Source organism: Streptomyces sp. NPDC087310 (assembly GCF_044744405.1).
Taxonomy (GTDB): Bacteria; Actinomycetota; Actinomycetes; order Streptomycetales; family Streptomycetaceae; genus Streptomyces.
Map to the genome: position 1 here is coordinate 864,745 of NZ_JBIUYF010000002.1, position 15,416 is coordinate 880,160.

The window sequence follows — 15,416 nt, forward strand, 5'->3', positions numbered from 1 at the left end:
GGGGGGTGTGCGGATGGCGCAGCGGGTCAGACGTCGCGCAGGGGGAGGTGGGCGCGGTCCTTCACCCGGGACACGGCGATGAGGGTGCCGAGCGCGGTGACCACGGCGTAGATGGCCGGCATGTTGACGTTGCCCGTGCGGTCGATGAGGTAGGTCATCAGCAGGGGGGCCGTGCCGCCGAAGAGTGCGGAGGAGACGTTGTACCCCAGGCCGTAGGCGGAGTAGCGCACCCGGGTGGGGAAGAGTTCGACGAGCAGGATGTGGATGACACCGGTGTGCCCGGCGAACACGATGGCCATGACACAGGCGCCGAGGGCGGCGAGGGCGACGTTGCCGGTACCGATCAGGAGGTAACAGGGAACGCCGACGACGGCCATGGCGATCGCGGCGCCGGCGATGACCTTCTTGCGCCCGACCCGGTCGGAGAGCCGGCCCATGTACGGGATGGCGATACAGATGGCCACCAGGCTGGAGGCCGTGACGAGGAGCCCCTGGACCTTGCCGAAGTTGAGCTCGCTGCTCATGAAGGTGGGCATGTAGCTGAAGAGGACGTAGTAACCGGAGCCGTTCATCAGGGGGATGAACAGGGCCAGCAGCATGGCGCGGCGGTGCTCGGCGGAGGTGAAGGCTTCCTTGAGGGGGTTCTTCGACAGGCCGCCCTCTTCCTTCAGGCGCATGAAGTTGGGCGTGTCGCTGATGCGCTTGCGGATGTAGATGCCGGTGACGCCGAGGGGGACGGCGAGCAGGAACGGTATGCGCCAGCCCCAGGACTCCATGCGTTCGGTGCCGAGTCCGCTGGTCATGCCGGCGGCGACCAGGGTGCCGGTGAGCAGGGAGAGGAACGAGGCGATCTGCGCGTAGCTGGTGTAGAGGCCGCGCTTGCCCTCCGGGGCGTGCTCGGCGAGGAAGCTCATGGCGCCCGACGCCTCACCGCCGACGGAGAAGCCCTGCGCGACGCGGAGCAGGATCAGCAGGATGGGCGCCGCGATGCCGATGCTCGCGTAGGTGGGCAGGACGCCGATGGCCGCGGTGGCGACGCTGATCAGCATCACCACGAAGACCAGCATCTTCTGACGTCCGATGCGGTCGCCGAGGTGTCCGCAGATGATGCCGCCGAGGGGGCGGAAGAAGAAGGAGACGGCGTAGCCGAGGAAGACGAGCTGGATGGCGTTGTCGGAGCCGGGGAAGAAGACGGCGGCGAGCGTTCCGGCCATGAAGCCGAAGATGCCGTTGTCGTAGAGCTCGGCGAAGATCCCGACGCACCCCGCGAGGGTGACCTTACGGGCTGTTTTGGGGTCGACGGTGTTGGGTGTCGGCTGAGCGGCCACGGTGGTCATGGCTCTCCTGTCTGGCAAGCAGGCTGGGGATGAGGGGTGTTCGGCTCCGTGCGGGCGGGCGAAGGGGGTACTGAGCGGGGCGGGGTTCAGCCGGTGCCGAGACCGGCGGAGGCACCGGCGGCGGGTGTACCGGCGGCGGGGGCGCGGATACGCAGGGTGTCGAAGGCCGTGCGGACCCGGGTCCGCAGCGCGTCGATGGCGTGACGTCGCGCGCGGTGGGCGGTGACCGCCTGGTCGAGGGTGCGGTGGCGGAAGCGGATGGTCTGCCCGGGGCGCACCTGCCCCAGGTCGGACAGGCCCGTGGCGGTGACGACGGCGAGGACGGGGTAGCCGGCCGTGACACCGCGACCGCGGTGCAGTACGAGGAGTTCGTCCCCCGCGGGTACCTCGACGGCCCCGATGGGGACACCGCGGGAGAGCATCTCGCCCCGGGTGACCCGGCGGGGCACCTCACCGCTCAGCCGCAGGCCGATGTGGTTGCTCTGCGGGCTGACGGTGAAGGGGGCGTCGAACAGGCGCCTTCCCGTGTCTCCGAACTCGGCCCGGTCGGGACCGTCGGTGACGTCGATGGTCCAGGTGGCGGGGAAGGCGGGGACGGGCGCGTGCAGGCGGAACAGCGGGATCCGCGAGAAGGGGTGATCGATGGGCGGGCAGGCGGTGCGCAGCACGAGTTCGTCGCCGCCGCGCAGGGCGGGGCCGAACCCCAGAATGGTGTCGGGGGCGCAACTGCCCTGGAGGTACTCGGCTTCGAACGAACCGAGTACGGCCAGGTAGACGCGGAGTCCCCGCCGGATGCCGGTGATACGGACGGTCTCGCCGGCGCGTACGGGAACGGGTTCCCACTGCGGGCGGGCCACCCCGTCGACGATCACGTCGGCGGGGGCGCCGGTCACGGCGATGAGGATGTCGCTGGAGGGGACGCACGCGAAGTCGAGCGCCGTGATCTCCAGCAGCGGGGCGCGCTCGTCGTTGCCGCACAGGACGTTGGCGACGCGCGCCGAGTGCTGGTCGGCAGCCCCGTTGGCGGGCAGACCGTAGCGGGAGCGGCCGACCCGGCCGAGGTCCTGCACGGTGACGATGCCCGCGGTCCTGATCCTGAGGGTGTCAGCCATGGCACGCCGCCAGGGGCTTGCCGGCGTGGTCGTCCCACTCGTCGGGCGTGATGGGGACGAAGCGGAAGGTGTCGCCGGGCAGGTAGGCGGTGATCGGGTCGCGGTGCGGGTCGAGGACGCGCAGCGGGGTCCGCCCGAGGAGCGGCCAGCCGCCGGGCGAGGGCATCGGGCAGATCACCGCCTGCCGGCCGGCGACGGCGACCGATCCGGGGTCGACCCGGGTGCGGGGCGACGCCAGCCGCGGCACCGGCCCGGGGAAGGGCGGCCCGTCCATCATCGGCGCGCCCGCGGGCGCGCCGAGGCAGCGCACGGTGAGATCGGATCCGGAGTGGACGGCGACGACCTCGCTCTCGGCCAGGCCGAGTTGGGCGGCCACCTCCGGCAGGTCGGGGCCGTACTCACCGCCGTACACGACGGGTACGAGGAAACGCCGGGGCGGCGCCGTCCTCGCGGGGCTCGGTCCGAGGCGGGCCGCCTCGTGCGCCAGGACCCGCCGGACGGTGCCGTGGTCGGTGGCGGCGCAGTCGAACTCCACGAGCAGGGCGTCGTAGGTGGGCACCACGTCGTGGACACCACTGAGCCGTACGGTGTCCAGGGCGTCGGCGAGGGCGTGGACGAGCCGCCAGGCGTCCTCTGCGCCCAGGCCCACGGCCTGGGCGACCAGGGCGGAGTCACCGCAGTCCGCGATCACCACATTGCCGTTCGTGACGTCGCTGTTCATGACGTCGTTCGTGACATCGCCGTTCATGGCATTGCTGTTCATGGCGTTGCTGTTCATGTCAGGCGCCCTTACAGCTCAGCACTCGGTCGAGCGGGGTGATCGCGACTCCGGCGGCGAGGAGTCCCTCGCGGATACGGCCGGCCAGCGCGATGGCCCCGGGACTGTCGCCGTGCAGCAGGACGGTGTCGCAGGTGACGGAGATGTCCGTGCCGTCGACGCTGCGGATCACGCCTTCGGTGACCATCCGCAGCGTCCGCCGGGAGACCTCCTCCGGGTCGTGGATCACCGCCCCCGGCTCGGAGCGGGGGACGAGCGTCCCGTCGGCGCGGTACGCGCGGTCGGCGATACCGACGATGCCCACGCCCAGTCCGCGGGCGCGGGCCGCGTCGGCCAGCTCGCCGTCCTGCGCGAGGATGATCAGCGACTCGTCCAGGGAGGCGACGGCGTCCACGACGGCACGGGCGTAGTCGGCGCGTACGGCGACCAGGTTGCCGAGGCGTCCGTGCGGGGCGACATGGCGCACCCGGGTGCCGTGCGCCACGGCGAACGCCTGGAGGGCGCCGACCTGGTAGAGCACGTCCGTACGGACCTCCTCAGGGGTGAGGTCCATCGCGCGGCGGCCGAAGCCGACCAGGTCGGGAAAGCTCGGATGGGCGCCCACGGCCACCCGCTTCTCCACGCAGTGCCGGACGGTGGCGTCCATGATGCGCGGATCACCGGCATGGAATCCGCAGGCCACATTGGCGGAGGTCAGCATCTCCAGAAGGGCTTCGTCGTCGCCCATCGAGTAGGCACCGAATCCCTCACCGAGATCGGCGACGAGATCAACCATGGGAGTCATGACGTCCTCCGGGAGGAAATTCTGGGAAGGAGAGGGCCACCACGTCTTCGTGATATCCGGAAAAGAATCCGCGTTCCTCGGGCACAAAAACGATCGCGGGCAGAGCGAGAGCGGATCGCGAGCAGGAAGGGTCCGACCAGGAAGAGCCCCTGGCGGCCGACTCGAATTCAATGTGCCGGTCGGTTCCGGGTGGATGATTCGCTCAACTTAATCTCCTGGTCGCATGACCGCCAATATGCGTTCGGTCTGGCGTTATCACGAACCGTTATGACCCACCTCACACCGGAGGCCCGCCGAAGCTACGCTTCGGGTCGGCCCCCTCCCTACGATGAGGCCCTGCTCCCCACGGAAGGCCCCGCATGGACACCAGGCGTCTGTACTCGTTCATCAAGATCATCGATGCGGGGAGCATCACGCGCGCGGCCGACATCCTGCACATCGCGCAGCCCGCGCTCAGCCAGCAGTTGTCCGCGCTGGAGGCGCAGTTCGGGCAGCAACTGCTGATCCGCAGCAAACGCGGGGTCGCCCCGACCGAGGCGGGCCGGGCGCTGTACCGGCACGCGCAGCTCATCCTCCGCCAGGTGGATCTCGCCCACGCCGCCGTCGAGGTCTCCGGCCGGGCCCCCGCCGGCAGCGTGTCGGTGGGGCTCGCCCCGTACAGCCTGGGTGCGGCGCTCGCGTTGCCGCTGCTCAAGAGCGTGCGCGAGCGCTATCCGGACATCCTGCTGCACATCAACGAGAACTTCGGCGGTGTGATCAGCGAGGCGATCATGACGGGCCGGATGGACATGGCGTTCATCTACGGGGCCGGCCCGCTGCGGGGCGTGCAGTTCGAGCCCGTACGCACGGAGGACCTGTTCCTGATCGGCGCGCCCGGCGAAACGGCCCCGCCGGGACAGGGGGAGGTGAACCTGGAGGAGCTCACGAGCGTGCCCCTGCTGCTCCCCAGCCGCATCCACACGATCCGGCAGGTCGTGGACGCCGCCTTCCAGCAGGCGTCGCTCCAGTTGAACGTGGTGGGCGAGGTCGAGTCCGCGCTGACGCTCGTCAACGCCGTGGACGCGGGCCTCGGCGCCACGATCCTGCCCTGGTCGGCGGCGCGCGCCATCCTCGACGTCCGCGCCCTGTCCGTACGCCGCATCGTGGATCCCGTCATCCAGGTCAAGCTGTCCCTGGTCACCTCGGACAATCAGCCCCTCGGGGAACCCGCCCTGGCGGTGCACGATCTTTTCCTCGAACTGGTCACCGCCTTCGACGGGTCCCCGGACGAGAATCCCGACACGAACCTCGGCGAGGGTTCCGGCGAGGCTCCCGACAGGAATCCCGGCGAGGATCCAGCCCCGAATCCCGGTGAGGATCCTGCCGAGAATCCCGGCGAGACTCCTGACAAGAATCCCGGTGAGAATAAGAATCGCCGATAGCGTCACACAGAACCGCTATTTGTCTCCGGTGACCGCCCCGGCTAGTTTTCTCGAAACCAGCCGCCCGGCCGCCCCCGCATGGCTCGTCACTGGAGACCCCGATGAAAAAGCGTGTCCTCACCACCCGTGAAAACCTGCCCGGCCACGGCCTGGAGCGCCTGTCCGAGGCCGTGGACGTGGTGGCCTGGCCCGGGACGGGGAAGCCCGGACCCGCCGACCTCGCCGCCCTCGCCTCCGGGGTGAGTGGCGTGCTGGCGCTGGGGAACGACCCGGTGGACGGCGCGCTGATGGACGCGGCCGGCCCCTCGCTGCGCGTCGTCTCGCTGGCGAGCATGGGTTTCGACAACGTCGACCGGGCCGCCGCCGCCGAGCGGGGCATCGTCGTCACCCACACCCCCGGCGTGCTCTCGGAGACCACCGCCGACCTCACCTTCGCCCTGATCCTGGCCGCCCGCCGCCGGCTCGGCGCCGCCGGAGCGAGCCTCGCGGAAGGCTCCTGGGGTCTGTTCCGGATGCACGACTACCTCGGCCTGGACATCCACTCGGCCACCCTCGGCCTGATCGGCTACGGCCAGATCGGCCGCGCGGTGGCCCGCCGGGCCCAGGGGTTCGGCATGCGGGTGCTCCACCACGACCCGTACGCCCCCGACGACGCCCTGTCGACCTCGGTGGGTCTGGCCACGCTGCTGGCCGAGTCCGACATCGTGTCGCTGCACGTGCCGCTCACCGAGGAGACCCGGCACCTGATCTCGACCCGCGAACTGGCCGGGATGAAGCCCACGGCCACCCTGGTCTCCACCTCCCGGGGCGGTGTCGTCGACGAAGAGGCCCTGCTGCACGCCGTCCAGGAGGGGCGGCTGCACTCCGCGGGGCTCGACGTCTTCGAACACGAGCCGATGGGGACGGAGTTGTCGCCCCTGGTGGCGGAGGAGCGCGTCATCACGCTGCCCCACATCGGCTCGGCCACCGAGGCCACCCGGGCCGCCATGGTCGACCTGGCGGTCGACAACCTCCTCGACGTCCTCGCCGAACGCCCCGCCCGTACCCCGCTCCCCGGCGGTCCCGCCGTGCCGGGCACCCCCGCGGGCACCGCCGGAGCACGCTCATGAGCCACCCGCTGTTCGACATCACCGGCAGGACGGCCCTGGTCACCGGCTCCAGCCGCGGTATCGGCAAGGCACTGGCCAAGGGCCTGCTGGAGGCCGGCTGTACGGTCGTCCTCAACGGACGGAACGCCGCGGCCCTGGAAGCGACGGGCACGGAACTCGCGGCCTCCTTCGGGGACCGGGTACGGACGGCCGCCTTCGACGTGACGGACTCGGCGGCCGTCGCCGCCGGTGTCGCGCACATCGAGGAGGAGACCGGCCCGATCGACATCCTCGTGAACAACACGGGAACCCAACACCGCACCCCGATACTGGAGTTCACCGACGCCGACTGGCGCCGCCTCGTCGACACCAACCTCACCAGCGCCTTCCTCGTGGGACGCGAGGTCGCCCGGCGCATGGCACCCCGGGGCCACGGCAAGATCGTCAACATCTGCTCGCTGCAGAGCGAGGCGGTCCGCCCCGGCATCGCCGCCTACTCCGCCACCAAGGGCGGCCTGAAGATGCTCACCAAGGGAATGTGCGCCGACCTGGGCCCGCTGGGCATCCAGGTCAACGGCATCGGCCCCGGCTACTTCGCCACCGAACTCACCTCGGCCCTGGTGGCCGACGAGGAGTTCAGCGCCTGGGTCCGCACCCGCACACCGGCCGGCCGCTGGGGCGCCGTCGACGACCTCGTGGGAGCCCTGGTCTTCCTGGCCTCCTCCGCGTCCGACTTCGTCAACGGCCAGGTGCTCTACGTGGACGGCGGCATGCTCTCCGTCCTGTGACGCATCCCTGTGACGAGCCTCTGTCACGGACACCTGCGACGGACCCCTGCGACAGAGCCCCGTCACAGGCACCTGTGACGGACACCCCTGCCACGGACCCCTGTGACGGGCGCCTGTGACGGACACCCCCGAGGGAAGGAACCCACCATGCGAGCCTGCGTCGTCCACCCCGCGGGGGGCCTCCGGGTCGAGCACCGCTCCCCCGCCCCGCTCGGAGCCGGTCAGGTGACCGTCGCCGTCGCCCTCGGCGGAATCTGCGGCTCCGACCTGCACTACTACCGCCACGGCCGGGTCGGCGACTTCACCGTCCAGGAGCCGATGGTGCTCGGACACGAGGTCGTCGGTCATGTCACCGCCCTGGGCCCCGGCTCCGAGGGACCGGCCGTCGGAACCCCGGTGGCCGTCCACCCCGCCACCCCCTGCGACCGCTGCGCCGACTGCGCGGCCGGCCACCGCAACATCTGCGCCGACACCCGCTACCTCGGCAGCGCCGCCCGTACGCCCCACGTCCAGGGCGGATTCTCCCAACTGGTCACCGTGCCCGCGGCGCAGATCCGCCCGCTGCCTCCGGAACTGGACCTGCGCCGCGCGGTACTGGCCGAACCCCTGTCGGTGGCGGTGCACGCCGCGAACCGGGCCGGCGACGTGACCGGCCGACGGGTCCTGGTCACCGGTGCGGGCCCGATCGGCTGCCTGGTCACCGCCGTTCTGCGGCACAGGGGCGCCGCCGAGGTCGTCGTGAGCGACCTCCTCGACACCCCTCTGTCCATCGCCACCGCGTCCGGAGCCACCCGCACACTCCGCGCGGACGACGCCGGGGCCGACTCCGACGCCTGGGCCGAGCCGTTCGACATCGCCGTCGAGGCATCCGGGGCACCCCCGGCCCTGCGCACCTGCGTCGAACGAGTACGCCGCGGCGGCACCGTCGTACTCCTCGGCCTGCTGCCCCCCGGTGAGGTCCCCCTCCTGGGCAACATCGCCGTCACCCGCGAACTGAACCTCCGGGGCGCCTTCCGCTTCGACGCCGAGTTCGACGAGGCGATCACCCTACTGGCCCAGGGTCTCCCGGTCGACGCGATCGTGACCCACACCTTCCCCCTCGCCGACGCCCACGCCGCCTTCGACATCGCCCACGACCGGGCGGTCGCCTCGAAGGTCCTGCTGGACCTGACGGACGCCTGACGAGGGGCTACCGCCCGCCGCCTACTCCGCGGCCCCGACGCCGGGGCCGCGGGTCAGGTCGATGACGACCTTGCCGAGAGCGTGGCCGCTCTCCACCAGGGCCAGGGCTTCGGCCGCCCGCGCGAGGGGGTACGTCCCGACGATGTACGGGTCGAGGCGCCCCTGCACCATGAGTGCGGCCGCGCGTTCCAGGTCGGCCCGGTCCACGCGGCGGCGCACCATCTCGCCGCCCAGCTCGGCCACGGTTCCGTCGGCGACGGACACCACTTTTCCGGGCTCGCGGGCCAGCGGGGCGACGGTGCGCAGGGAGGCGCCGCCGACGAGGTCCACCAGGCCGTCGACACCGTCCGGTACGAGCGCGCGCACCCGGTCGACGACATCGCCGTCGGTGTAGTCGACGAACCTCGCGCCGACAGCTTCGGCGAGCGTCCGCTTGGCGGTGCCACCCGTGCCGATGACGTTCAGGCCCTGCTCGCGAGCGACCTGCGCGGTCACGAGCCCGACGCCTCCGCCGACACCGTTGATCAGTACCGTCGCGCCGCGGGGCAGGTCGAGCTGGTCTACCGCGTTCAGGGCGGACGTGGCCGCCACCGGGATGGTGGCCGCCCAGTCGTCGCGGAGCCCCGCGGGCTTGCGCGCGGTGTTGGCGCCGACCAGGACGGTGGTCCCCGCGTAGGTTCCGGCCCCGGTGATCGCGCAGCCGAACACGGTGTCGCCCACGTCGAGTCCCTCGACCTCCGCTCCCACGGCCAGGACGACACCGGTGGCCTCCGCCCCGAACACCTGCGGGAACGGCCGTTCGCCGTAGAAGTGCGGTACGACGCCGGAACGCAGTTTGTGATCAAGGGGATTGACGCCGGCGGCGGTGACCCGTATCAGGACCTCCGCCGGCTCCGGCACCGGATCCGGCCGGTCGAAGAACTCCTGGACCTGCGGCCCGCCGAACGCGCGGAACCCGAACGCCTCACTCATCGTCATCTCCTGAACCACACCCCACGGGCGCCGACGCTGGACGGCCCCATGGTGTCGGCACCCTGCCGATGACTCCGGACGCTAAGGCTTGACACCGGTGTCACGTGCAAGCGCCGGGTTCCTCACCGGGTCAGGGCACGCTCGACACAGTCGTGGTGGGGGTTGCCCGCGGCCTCGATCACGTCGTCCAAGCGGCTGCGCGCGGTGAGCAGGCCGGCGATCTGCTGTTCCACACGCTGACGTTCGGTGGCCAGGAGCTCAAGCAGCTCCGGGGTCGCCTCACCCCTCTCCACACAGGGGAGCACCCCGCGGATGGTCCTGCTGGAGAGCCCGGCGGCGTAGAGCATCTGGATGAGCCGGACCCGCTCCACAGCGGTGCGGTCGTACGCGCGATGCCCGGCCGGCGTCCGGGTCGAGACGAGCAGACGCTGCTGCTCGTAGTAGCGGAGCACCCGCGTACTGACCCCCGCTTCCGCGGCCACCTCGCCGATTCGCATGGCCTCTTTCCCTCCCGCCGGACGCATGTTCCCCACTGTCGCACAGCCGCTGCCCCGGCCTCCCCCACACTCGGCCGGGACCGGGGCTGGGACCGGAGCGCCGACCGGGGCCGCTAGCGTGCCGTTGACCTGCCGAGCCGTCCCGTGTCACCTCCGTCGCTGGTCGGCGCGGAGTTCGAAGTCGCCGTAGCTGTTGTCGACCGGGTTGACCGTGACCCCGGGGGCGACGATCTCGTCGATGGCGTCGAGCACGTCGGCCGAGAGCGTGACATCGGCGGCGGGCAGGAACGCCTCCAACTGTTCCATGGTGCGGGGCCCGATGATCGCCGAGGTGACGCCGGGGTGGTTGACGACGAAGGCGACGGCGAGCTCGATGAGCGTGAGACCGGCCTTCTCCGCCAGGACGGCGAGTTGTTCGACGGCGTCGAGCTTGCGCCGGTTGGCGGGGGTGCTCATGTCGAAGCGGGCCTGGGGGCGGGCCGCGGAGGCAGGGCCCTCGGTGGCGTGCTTGCGGTAGCGGCCGGAGAGCCAGCCCCCGGACAGCGGGCTGTAGGTGAGGGTGCCCATCCCGTGGCGGCGCACGGTGGGCAGTACGTCCTCCTCGATGCCGCGGACCAGGATCGAGTACGGCGGCTGCTCGGTCACGAACCGCTCCAGGTTCCGCTCGCGCGAGACCCACTGGGCCTCGACGATCTGGGAGCCGGAGTAGGACGAGGATCCGATGTAACGGATCTTGCCCTGGTGGACCAGGTCGGAGAGAGCGCCGAGGGTTTCCGAGACGTCGGTGTCGGGGCTGGGGCGGTGGACCTGGTAGAGGTCGATGTGGTCGGTGCCGAGCCGCCGCAGGGAGTTCTCGACCTCGCGGATGATCCAACGCCGCGATCCGCCCCGCTGGTTGGGGTCGTCCTGGTCCATCGGCATGAAGAACTTGGTCGCCAGGAAAACGTCCTCGCGGCGGTCTTTCAGGGCCTTGCCGACGATCTCCTCCGAGACTCCGGCGGAGTACACGTCCGCGGTGTCGACGAAGTTGACGCCCGCGTCGAGGGCGCGGTGGATGATCCGGATCGAGTCGGCCTCGTCCTCGTTGCCCCAGGGGCCGAACATCATCGCGCCCAGGCAGAGCGGGCTGACCTGGACGCCGGTGCGGCCGAGCGGTCGGTACTGCATCAGTCTGTTCTCCTCGGATGTGGTCGGTCGTTCACGGTGGGAACGACGGTGCCGGAACCGGCCCAACTGGCGAGCAGGCCCAGGGCCTCCCGCTCCCGGGAGTCCGGCTCGGGGGTGTAGAAGTTGAGACGCAGGCCGGGATCGGCCGGCAGGTCCATCGCCTCGTAGGGCAGCGCGAGATCGCCGACCAGCGGGTGGTGGAGGTTCTTGACGCCGGAACGGTGGAACTTCACGTCATGGCGGGCCCACCGGCGGGCGAAGTCGTCGCTCCTGGTCGTCAGCTCTCCGATCAGATCGGTGAGCGCCTTGTCGTGGGGTGCCCGGCCCGTCTCGGTGCGCAGGAAGGCGACCGCGTCGTTTGCGCCCCTTTCCCAGTCCACCCAGAACTCCGGGCCGGCGGGGTCGAGGAACATGAAGCGGGCGCTGTTGACCGGACCGCGCCGGGCGAACAGCGGCGAGTCGAAGACGGGTGCGTACAGCGCCCGCCCCAGCCTGTTGGCGGCCAGGATGTCGAAGCGCGCGTTACGTACGTACGCCGGCACATCGGCCATCGAGTCGAGCAGCCGCAGGATCGTGGGCCGCACACGGGACGCGGTCACCGTGGCCCGTCGGCCGCGCGGCGTCGCCGCGCGGGCGAGGTCGTAGAGGTGGGTACGTTCGGCCTCGTCCATCTGGAGTGCGTGCGCGAGGGCGTCGAGCACCGAGTCCGAAGCGCCGGTGAGATTCCCCCGCTCCAGCCGGATGTAGTAGTCCACACTCATGCCCGCGAGCAGGGCGACCTCCTCGCGGCGCAGGCCGACGACACGACGGTTCACGCCGTAGACCGGCAGCCCGGCCTGCTCCGGGGTGATCCGAGCCCGCCGGGTGCTCAGGAAGTCACGGACCTCGGCGGCCAGTGTCTTCCTGCCGGTGTCAGCCATGCTCGGGCCCCGGAGCTCCTGCGGTGGCGGCGAGGGCGGACATGCGATGGCTCCTTCTGATCGTCCTGATCGTCCTGATCGTCGTGATCCTGTGCCGGCCTGATCGTCGCGCATCCCTGCCGGTCTCCTCACCGTAGATCCGTCGGCGCGTGGCTGCGAGGTACTGCCATTACCTGGAAGAGCAGTGACTCCCACGTACGGGCCGAGGCACGGTTCCCTGGAAAAGGCCGAGGTCCCGGCCGACCACGACCGGGCCCGAACCGGCTCGGACCGAGCCGGACCGAGCCGGACCGGAGACCGATCCGAAGGGAGCACCGTGCGGTTGCCGGAGCGCGTGAGCGGGCCGAAAGTGCTGCTTACCGGGGTCGCCCCGACCACGGCCCCTGGCCCGGCTCAGCCGCCTCGACCGGCACACCCCCTACATGACGGGAGTGGCACCGCCCATGGTGCTCGTAGGCGCCCGACAGGGGCCGGCCCCGGCCCCGACGACCGCCGGCGATGTCGACGGCGTCGCGTCGGCGGACCCGGGCGCCGCGCTGACCGGATCGGCCGTCCTGCTCGCGTTGGCGGCCCCGGCCGTCGTCACCCTCATCGTGCCCTCGCGGGCCACCCGCACCGAAAGGTCCCTGTGATGCAGACCCTCACCCTCAACAACGGCGTCGAGATGCCCGCCCTCGGGCTCGGCGTCTTCCAGACCCCGCCGGACGAGACCCGGGCCGCCGTCACGGCCGCGCTCGACCTCGGCTACCGGCACATCGACACCGCCGCCGCGTACGGAAACGAACGCGAGGTCGGCCAGGCCATCCACGCCTCGGCGGTGCCCCGCGACGACATCTTCATCGAGACGAAGATCTGGATCAACGACTACGGATACGACGAGACCCTGCACGCCTTCGACAAGAGCGCCGCCAAGCTGGGCGTCGACCGCATCGACCTGCTCATCCTGCACCAGGCCCTCCCGTCGGACTTCGACAGGACCCTCGCCGCCTACCGCGCCCTGGAACAGCTCCTGGCCGACGGCAAGGTCCGGGCCGTCGGCGTCAGCAACTTCATGGTCGACCACCTGACCGCACTGCTCGACGCCACCACCGTCGTCCCCGCGGTCAACCAGTTGGAGATCCACCCCTACTTCCAGCAGCGCGCCGTCCTCGACTTCGATGACGCGCACGGCATCCTCAACCAGGCGTGGTCCCCCATCGGCGGCATCACCTTCTACCCGGGGTACGGCGAGAACCGCACGAGCGTCCTGAAGGATCCGGTGGTCACCGGCGTCGCCGAGGCACACGGCAAGAGCCCGGCCCAGGTGCTGCTGCGCTGGGGCCTCCAGCACGGCCGCTCGGTGATCCCCAAGTCGACCAAGCGCCACCGCATCGCCGAGAACGCCGACGTCTTCGACTTCGAACTCACCGCGGACGAGCTGAAGGCCCTCGACGCCCTGGAGACCGGCCGCCGCGGCGGACCCGAGCCGGAGGACGTCACCCTCGCCACATTCAGCCGCGCCATCCCCGAAGCCTGAGGTGGTCGGCACACCGCCGGGTCGCGCCGCCCCATCGGCTGCCGCAGGGTGAGTACACCCCCTAGAGCACCGGCACCGTATGCCGCGCGACCCGGTCCGGCCCGGTCGACGGACTGCCCGGCCGGGCAGTGACGGACGGTCCGGCCACCGCGCACGTCCGGCCGTCCGACGGTCCGGCCACCGCGCACGCCGGCCGTCCGAGGGTCCGGCCGTCCGACGGTCCGAGCAAGGAGGACGAGTAGTGGCAGGGCTTGAGCTCGTCGTGATCCTCGCCTGCGCGCTGCTGGTGAGCGGCGTGCTCGCCCACCGGCTGCGGGTGGCCGCTCCCGTCCTGCAACTGGCCGCCGGGATCCTGCTGGGGTTCGTACCGGCGCTGCGCGGGACGGAGCTGCCGCCGGACATCCTGCTGCTGGTCTTCCTGCCGGTGATCCTGTACTGGGAGAGCGTCACCACGTCGCTGCGGACGATCCGCCGGGATCTGCGCGGCATCGTCCTGACCGGCACGCTCCTCGTGGCCTGCACCGCCTGGGCCGTCGCGGCCCTCGCCCACGCGCTCGGCCTGCCCTGGGGGCCGGCCTGGGTGCTGGGGGCCGCCGTCGCACCGACCGACGCCACCGCGGTCGGCGTGGTCTCCCGCCTCCTGCCCCACCGCAACATCACGCTGCTGCGCGCCGAGTCGCTGATCAACGACGGCACGGCCCTGGTCGTCTACGGGCTGGCGGTCGGCGTCACCGTGGGCTCCGAACACCTCACCACCACTCACATCAGCGCTCTCGTGGCGCTGTCCTACGGGGGCGGGATCGCGGTCGGCGTGGCGGTGGCCTGGCTCGGCGTCAGGGTCAGACGCCGTGTGAGCGCCTTGGGCGACGCGCTGCTGGACAACCTCACGATTCTGCTGATCCCGTTCACCGCCTACCTGCTGGCCGAGTTCATCGAGGCGTCGGGGGTGCTCGCGGTGGTGGTGTGCGGGCTGATCATGAGCCAGGCCGGGCCGAGCCTGGGCCGGGCAGCGGCCCGGCGGCAGACGGAGGCGTTCTGGTCGCTGGCGATGTACCTGCTCAACGGCGCCCTGTTCGTCCTGGTCGGGCTGGAGGCGCAGGCAGCGGTACGGGGCCTCTCGGGCACCGCCCTGCCCCAGGCGCTGCTCATGGTGGTAGCGGTCTACGGCGCTCTGGTCGCCGTCCGGTTCCTGTTCCTGTTCGTCTCGGTGTACGCGATCAGAGCACTGGACAGGCGTCCCCAGCAGCGGAAACGCCGTATGAGCCACCGGGCCCGGGTGGTGAGCGCCCTGGCCGGGTTCCGGGGGGCCGTCTCCCTGGCGCTGGCGCTGTCCGTGCCGTACACCGTCGGCTCGGGCGCTCCGTTCCCCGATCGGGACGCCATCGTCTTCGTCACCGCGGGCGTCGTCGTGGCCACCCTCGTGGTGCAGGGGCTGGTCCTTCCGGCCGTCACCCGCCGGGCGGGGCTGCCCCGCGACACGGACACCGAGCGCGAACTCGGTCTGGCCCGGACCACGGCGTCCGAGGCCGCACTCGACGCCCTCCCCGCGGTGGCGGCCGACCTCGGTACCGACGCCGAGGTCGCCGAGCGGCTGCGGGCCGAGTACGAAACCCACCTGCGCACCCTGAACGCCACCGGCGCCGCGGACGCCCCGGGGTCGGGAGCACTCGTACGACGCCACCAGCAGGAGACCGCCCTGCGCCTGGCTCTCCTGGAACACAAGCGCTCCGCCGTCATCGGCCTGCGCGACCGGCACCGCATCGACGACGCCGTCCTCCTGCGCGTGCAGGGGCAACTGGACGCGGAGGAGGCGCGCCTGGCCCAGATCATGGCCCCGGAGTGAGATGCACGGCC

15 protein-coding genes are annotated in these 15,416 nt (G+C 71.3%); 7 read left to right on the forward strand and 8 right to left on the reverse strand.

The window, feature by feature from the left end; translation table 11 throughout:
- Positions 1–26: 26 nt before the first annotated feature.
- The 4 genes from ACIO3P_RS09500 to ACIO3P_RS09515 all read right to left on the reverse strand — a co-directional run bounded on the left by ACIO3P_RS09500 (position 27) and on the right by ACIO3P_RS09515 (position 4,011).
- Positions 27–1,337 (reverse strand): MFS transporter, encoded by a 1,311-nt coding sequence (locus ACIO3P_RS09500; protein WP_401785175.1) that lies wholly within the window; start codon positions 1,335–1,337, stop codon positions 27–29.
- A gap of 86 nt (positions 1,338–1,423) precedes the next feature.
- Complete coding sequence (locus tag ACIO3P_RS09505) at positions 1,424–2,449, reverse strand: biotin-dependent carboxyltransferase family protein (protein WP_401848269.1); 1,026 nt, start codon at positions 2,447–2,449, stop codon at positions 1,424–1,426.
- Positions 2,442–3,227, reverse strand: coding sequence for an allophanate hydrolase subunit 1 (locus tag ACIO3P_RS09510; protein WP_401848268.1), 786 nt, complete (start codon positions 3,225–3,227; stop codon positions 2,442–2,444). Before ACIO3P_RS09510 ends, ACIO3P_RS09505 begins: the two co-directional genes overlap by 8 nt.
- Before the next feature lies 1 nt (position 3,228).
- Positions 3,229–4,011, reverse strand: coding sequence for a LamB/YcsF family protein (locus ACIO3P_RS09515; protein WP_401848266.1), 783 nt, complete (start codon positions 4,009–4,011; stop codon positions 3,229–3,231).
- 359 nt (positions 4,012–4,370) lie between these two features.
- Here ACIO3P_RS09515 and nac point away from each other — a divergent pair, with 359 nt between their 5' ends.
- From nac to ACIO3P_RS09535, 4 genes are all read left to right on the forward strand, one after another.
- Positions 4,371–5,432 carry a nitrogen assimilation transcriptional regulator NAC gene (nac, locus tag ACIO3P_RS09520; RefSeq protein WP_329823718.1) on the forward strand — a complete coding sequence of 354 codons (1,062 nt, stop codon included), beginning with the start codon at positions 4,371–4,373 and terminating at the stop codon, positions 5,430–5,432.
- A gap of 101 nt (positions 5,433–5,533) precedes the next feature.
- Positions 5,534–6,541 carry a 2-hydroxyacid dehydrogenase gene (locus ACIO3P_RS09525; RefSeq protein WP_401848264.1) on the forward strand — a complete coding sequence of 336 codons (1,008 nt, stop codon included), beginning with the start codon at positions 5,534–5,536 and terminating at the stop codon, positions 6,539–6,541.
- The gene (locus ACIO3P_RS09530) at positions 6,538–7,308 is read left to right on the forward strand and encodes an SDR family oxidoreductase (protein ID WP_401848262.1); all 771 of its coding nucleotides are present in this window, start codon (positions 6,538–6,540) and stop codon (positions 7,306–7,308) included. Before ACIO3P_RS09525 ends, ACIO3P_RS09530 begins: the two co-directional genes overlap by 4 nt.
- A 147-nt stretch (positions 7,309–7,455) precedes the next feature.
- Positions 7,456–8,490: an L-idonate 5-dehydrogenase gene (locus ACIO3P_RS09535; RefSeq protein ID WP_401848261.1), complete on the forward strand. Its 1,035-nt coding sequence runs from the start codon at positions 7,456–7,458 to the stop codon at positions 8,488–8,490.
- Positions 8,491–8,511: 21 nt separating this feature from the next.
- Here ACIO3P_RS09535 and ACIO3P_RS09540 read toward each other — a convergent pair whose 3' ends face one another.
- From ACIO3P_RS09540 to ACIO3P_RS09555, 4 genes are all read right to left on the reverse strand, one after another.
- The gene (locus ACIO3P_RS09540) at positions 8,512–9,462 is read right to left on the reverse strand and encodes an NADP-dependent oxidoreductase (protein ID WP_401848259.1); all 951 of its coding nucleotides are present in this window, start codon (positions 9,460–9,462) and stop codon (positions 8,512–8,514) included.
- A gap of 122 nt (positions 9,463–9,584) precedes the next feature.
- The gene (locus ACIO3P_RS09545) at positions 9,585–9,959 is read right to left on the reverse strand and encodes a MerR family transcriptional regulator (protein ID WP_401848256.1); all 375 of its coding nucleotides are present in this window, start codon (positions 9,957–9,959) and stop codon (positions 9,585–9,587) included.
- A gap of 147 nt (positions 9,960–10,106) precedes the next feature.
- Positions 10,107–11,126, reverse strand: coding sequence for an aldo/keto reductase (locus ACIO3P_RS09550; protein WP_329823738.1), 1,020 nt, complete (start codon positions 11,124–11,126; stop codon positions 10,107–10,109).
- Positions 11,126–12,046, reverse strand: coding sequence for a helix-turn-helix transcriptional regulator (locus ACIO3P_RS09555; RefSeq protein ID WP_329823739.1), 921 nt, complete (start codon positions 12,044–12,046; stop codon positions 11,126–11,128). The genes ACIO3P_RS09550 and ACIO3P_RS09555 overlap by 1 nt, the downstream gene beginning before the upstream one ends.
- A gap of 443 nt (positions 12,047–12,489) precedes the next feature.
- On the opposite strand from ACIO3P_RS09555, the gene ACIO3P_RS09560 reads away from it, so the two are divergent.
- The 3 genes from ACIO3P_RS09560 to ACIO3P_RS09570 all read left to right on the forward strand — a co-directional run bounded on the left by ACIO3P_RS09560 (position 12,490) and on the right by ACIO3P_RS09570 (position 15,405).
- Complete coding sequence (locus ACIO3P_RS09560; protein ID WP_401848254.1) at positions 12,490–12,678, forward strand: hypothetical protein; 189 nt, start codon at positions 12,490–12,492, stop codon at positions 12,676–12,678.
- Complete coding sequence (locus tag ACIO3P_RS09565; protein ID WP_401848252.1) at positions 12,678–13,562, forward strand: aldo/keto reductase; 885 nt, start codon at positions 12,678–12,680, stop codon at positions 13,560–13,562. The genes ACIO3P_RS09560 and ACIO3P_RS09565 overlap by 1 nt, the downstream gene beginning before the upstream one ends.
- 241 nt (positions 13,563–13,803) lie before the next feature.
- Positions 13,804–15,405 carry a Na+/H+ antiporter gene (locus ACIO3P_RS09570; protein WP_401848250.1) on the forward strand — a complete coding sequence of 534 codons (1,602 nt, stop codon included), beginning with the start codon at positions 13,804–13,806 and terminating at the stop codon, positions 15,403–15,405.
- Positions 15,406–15,416 lie beyond the last annotated feature (11 nt).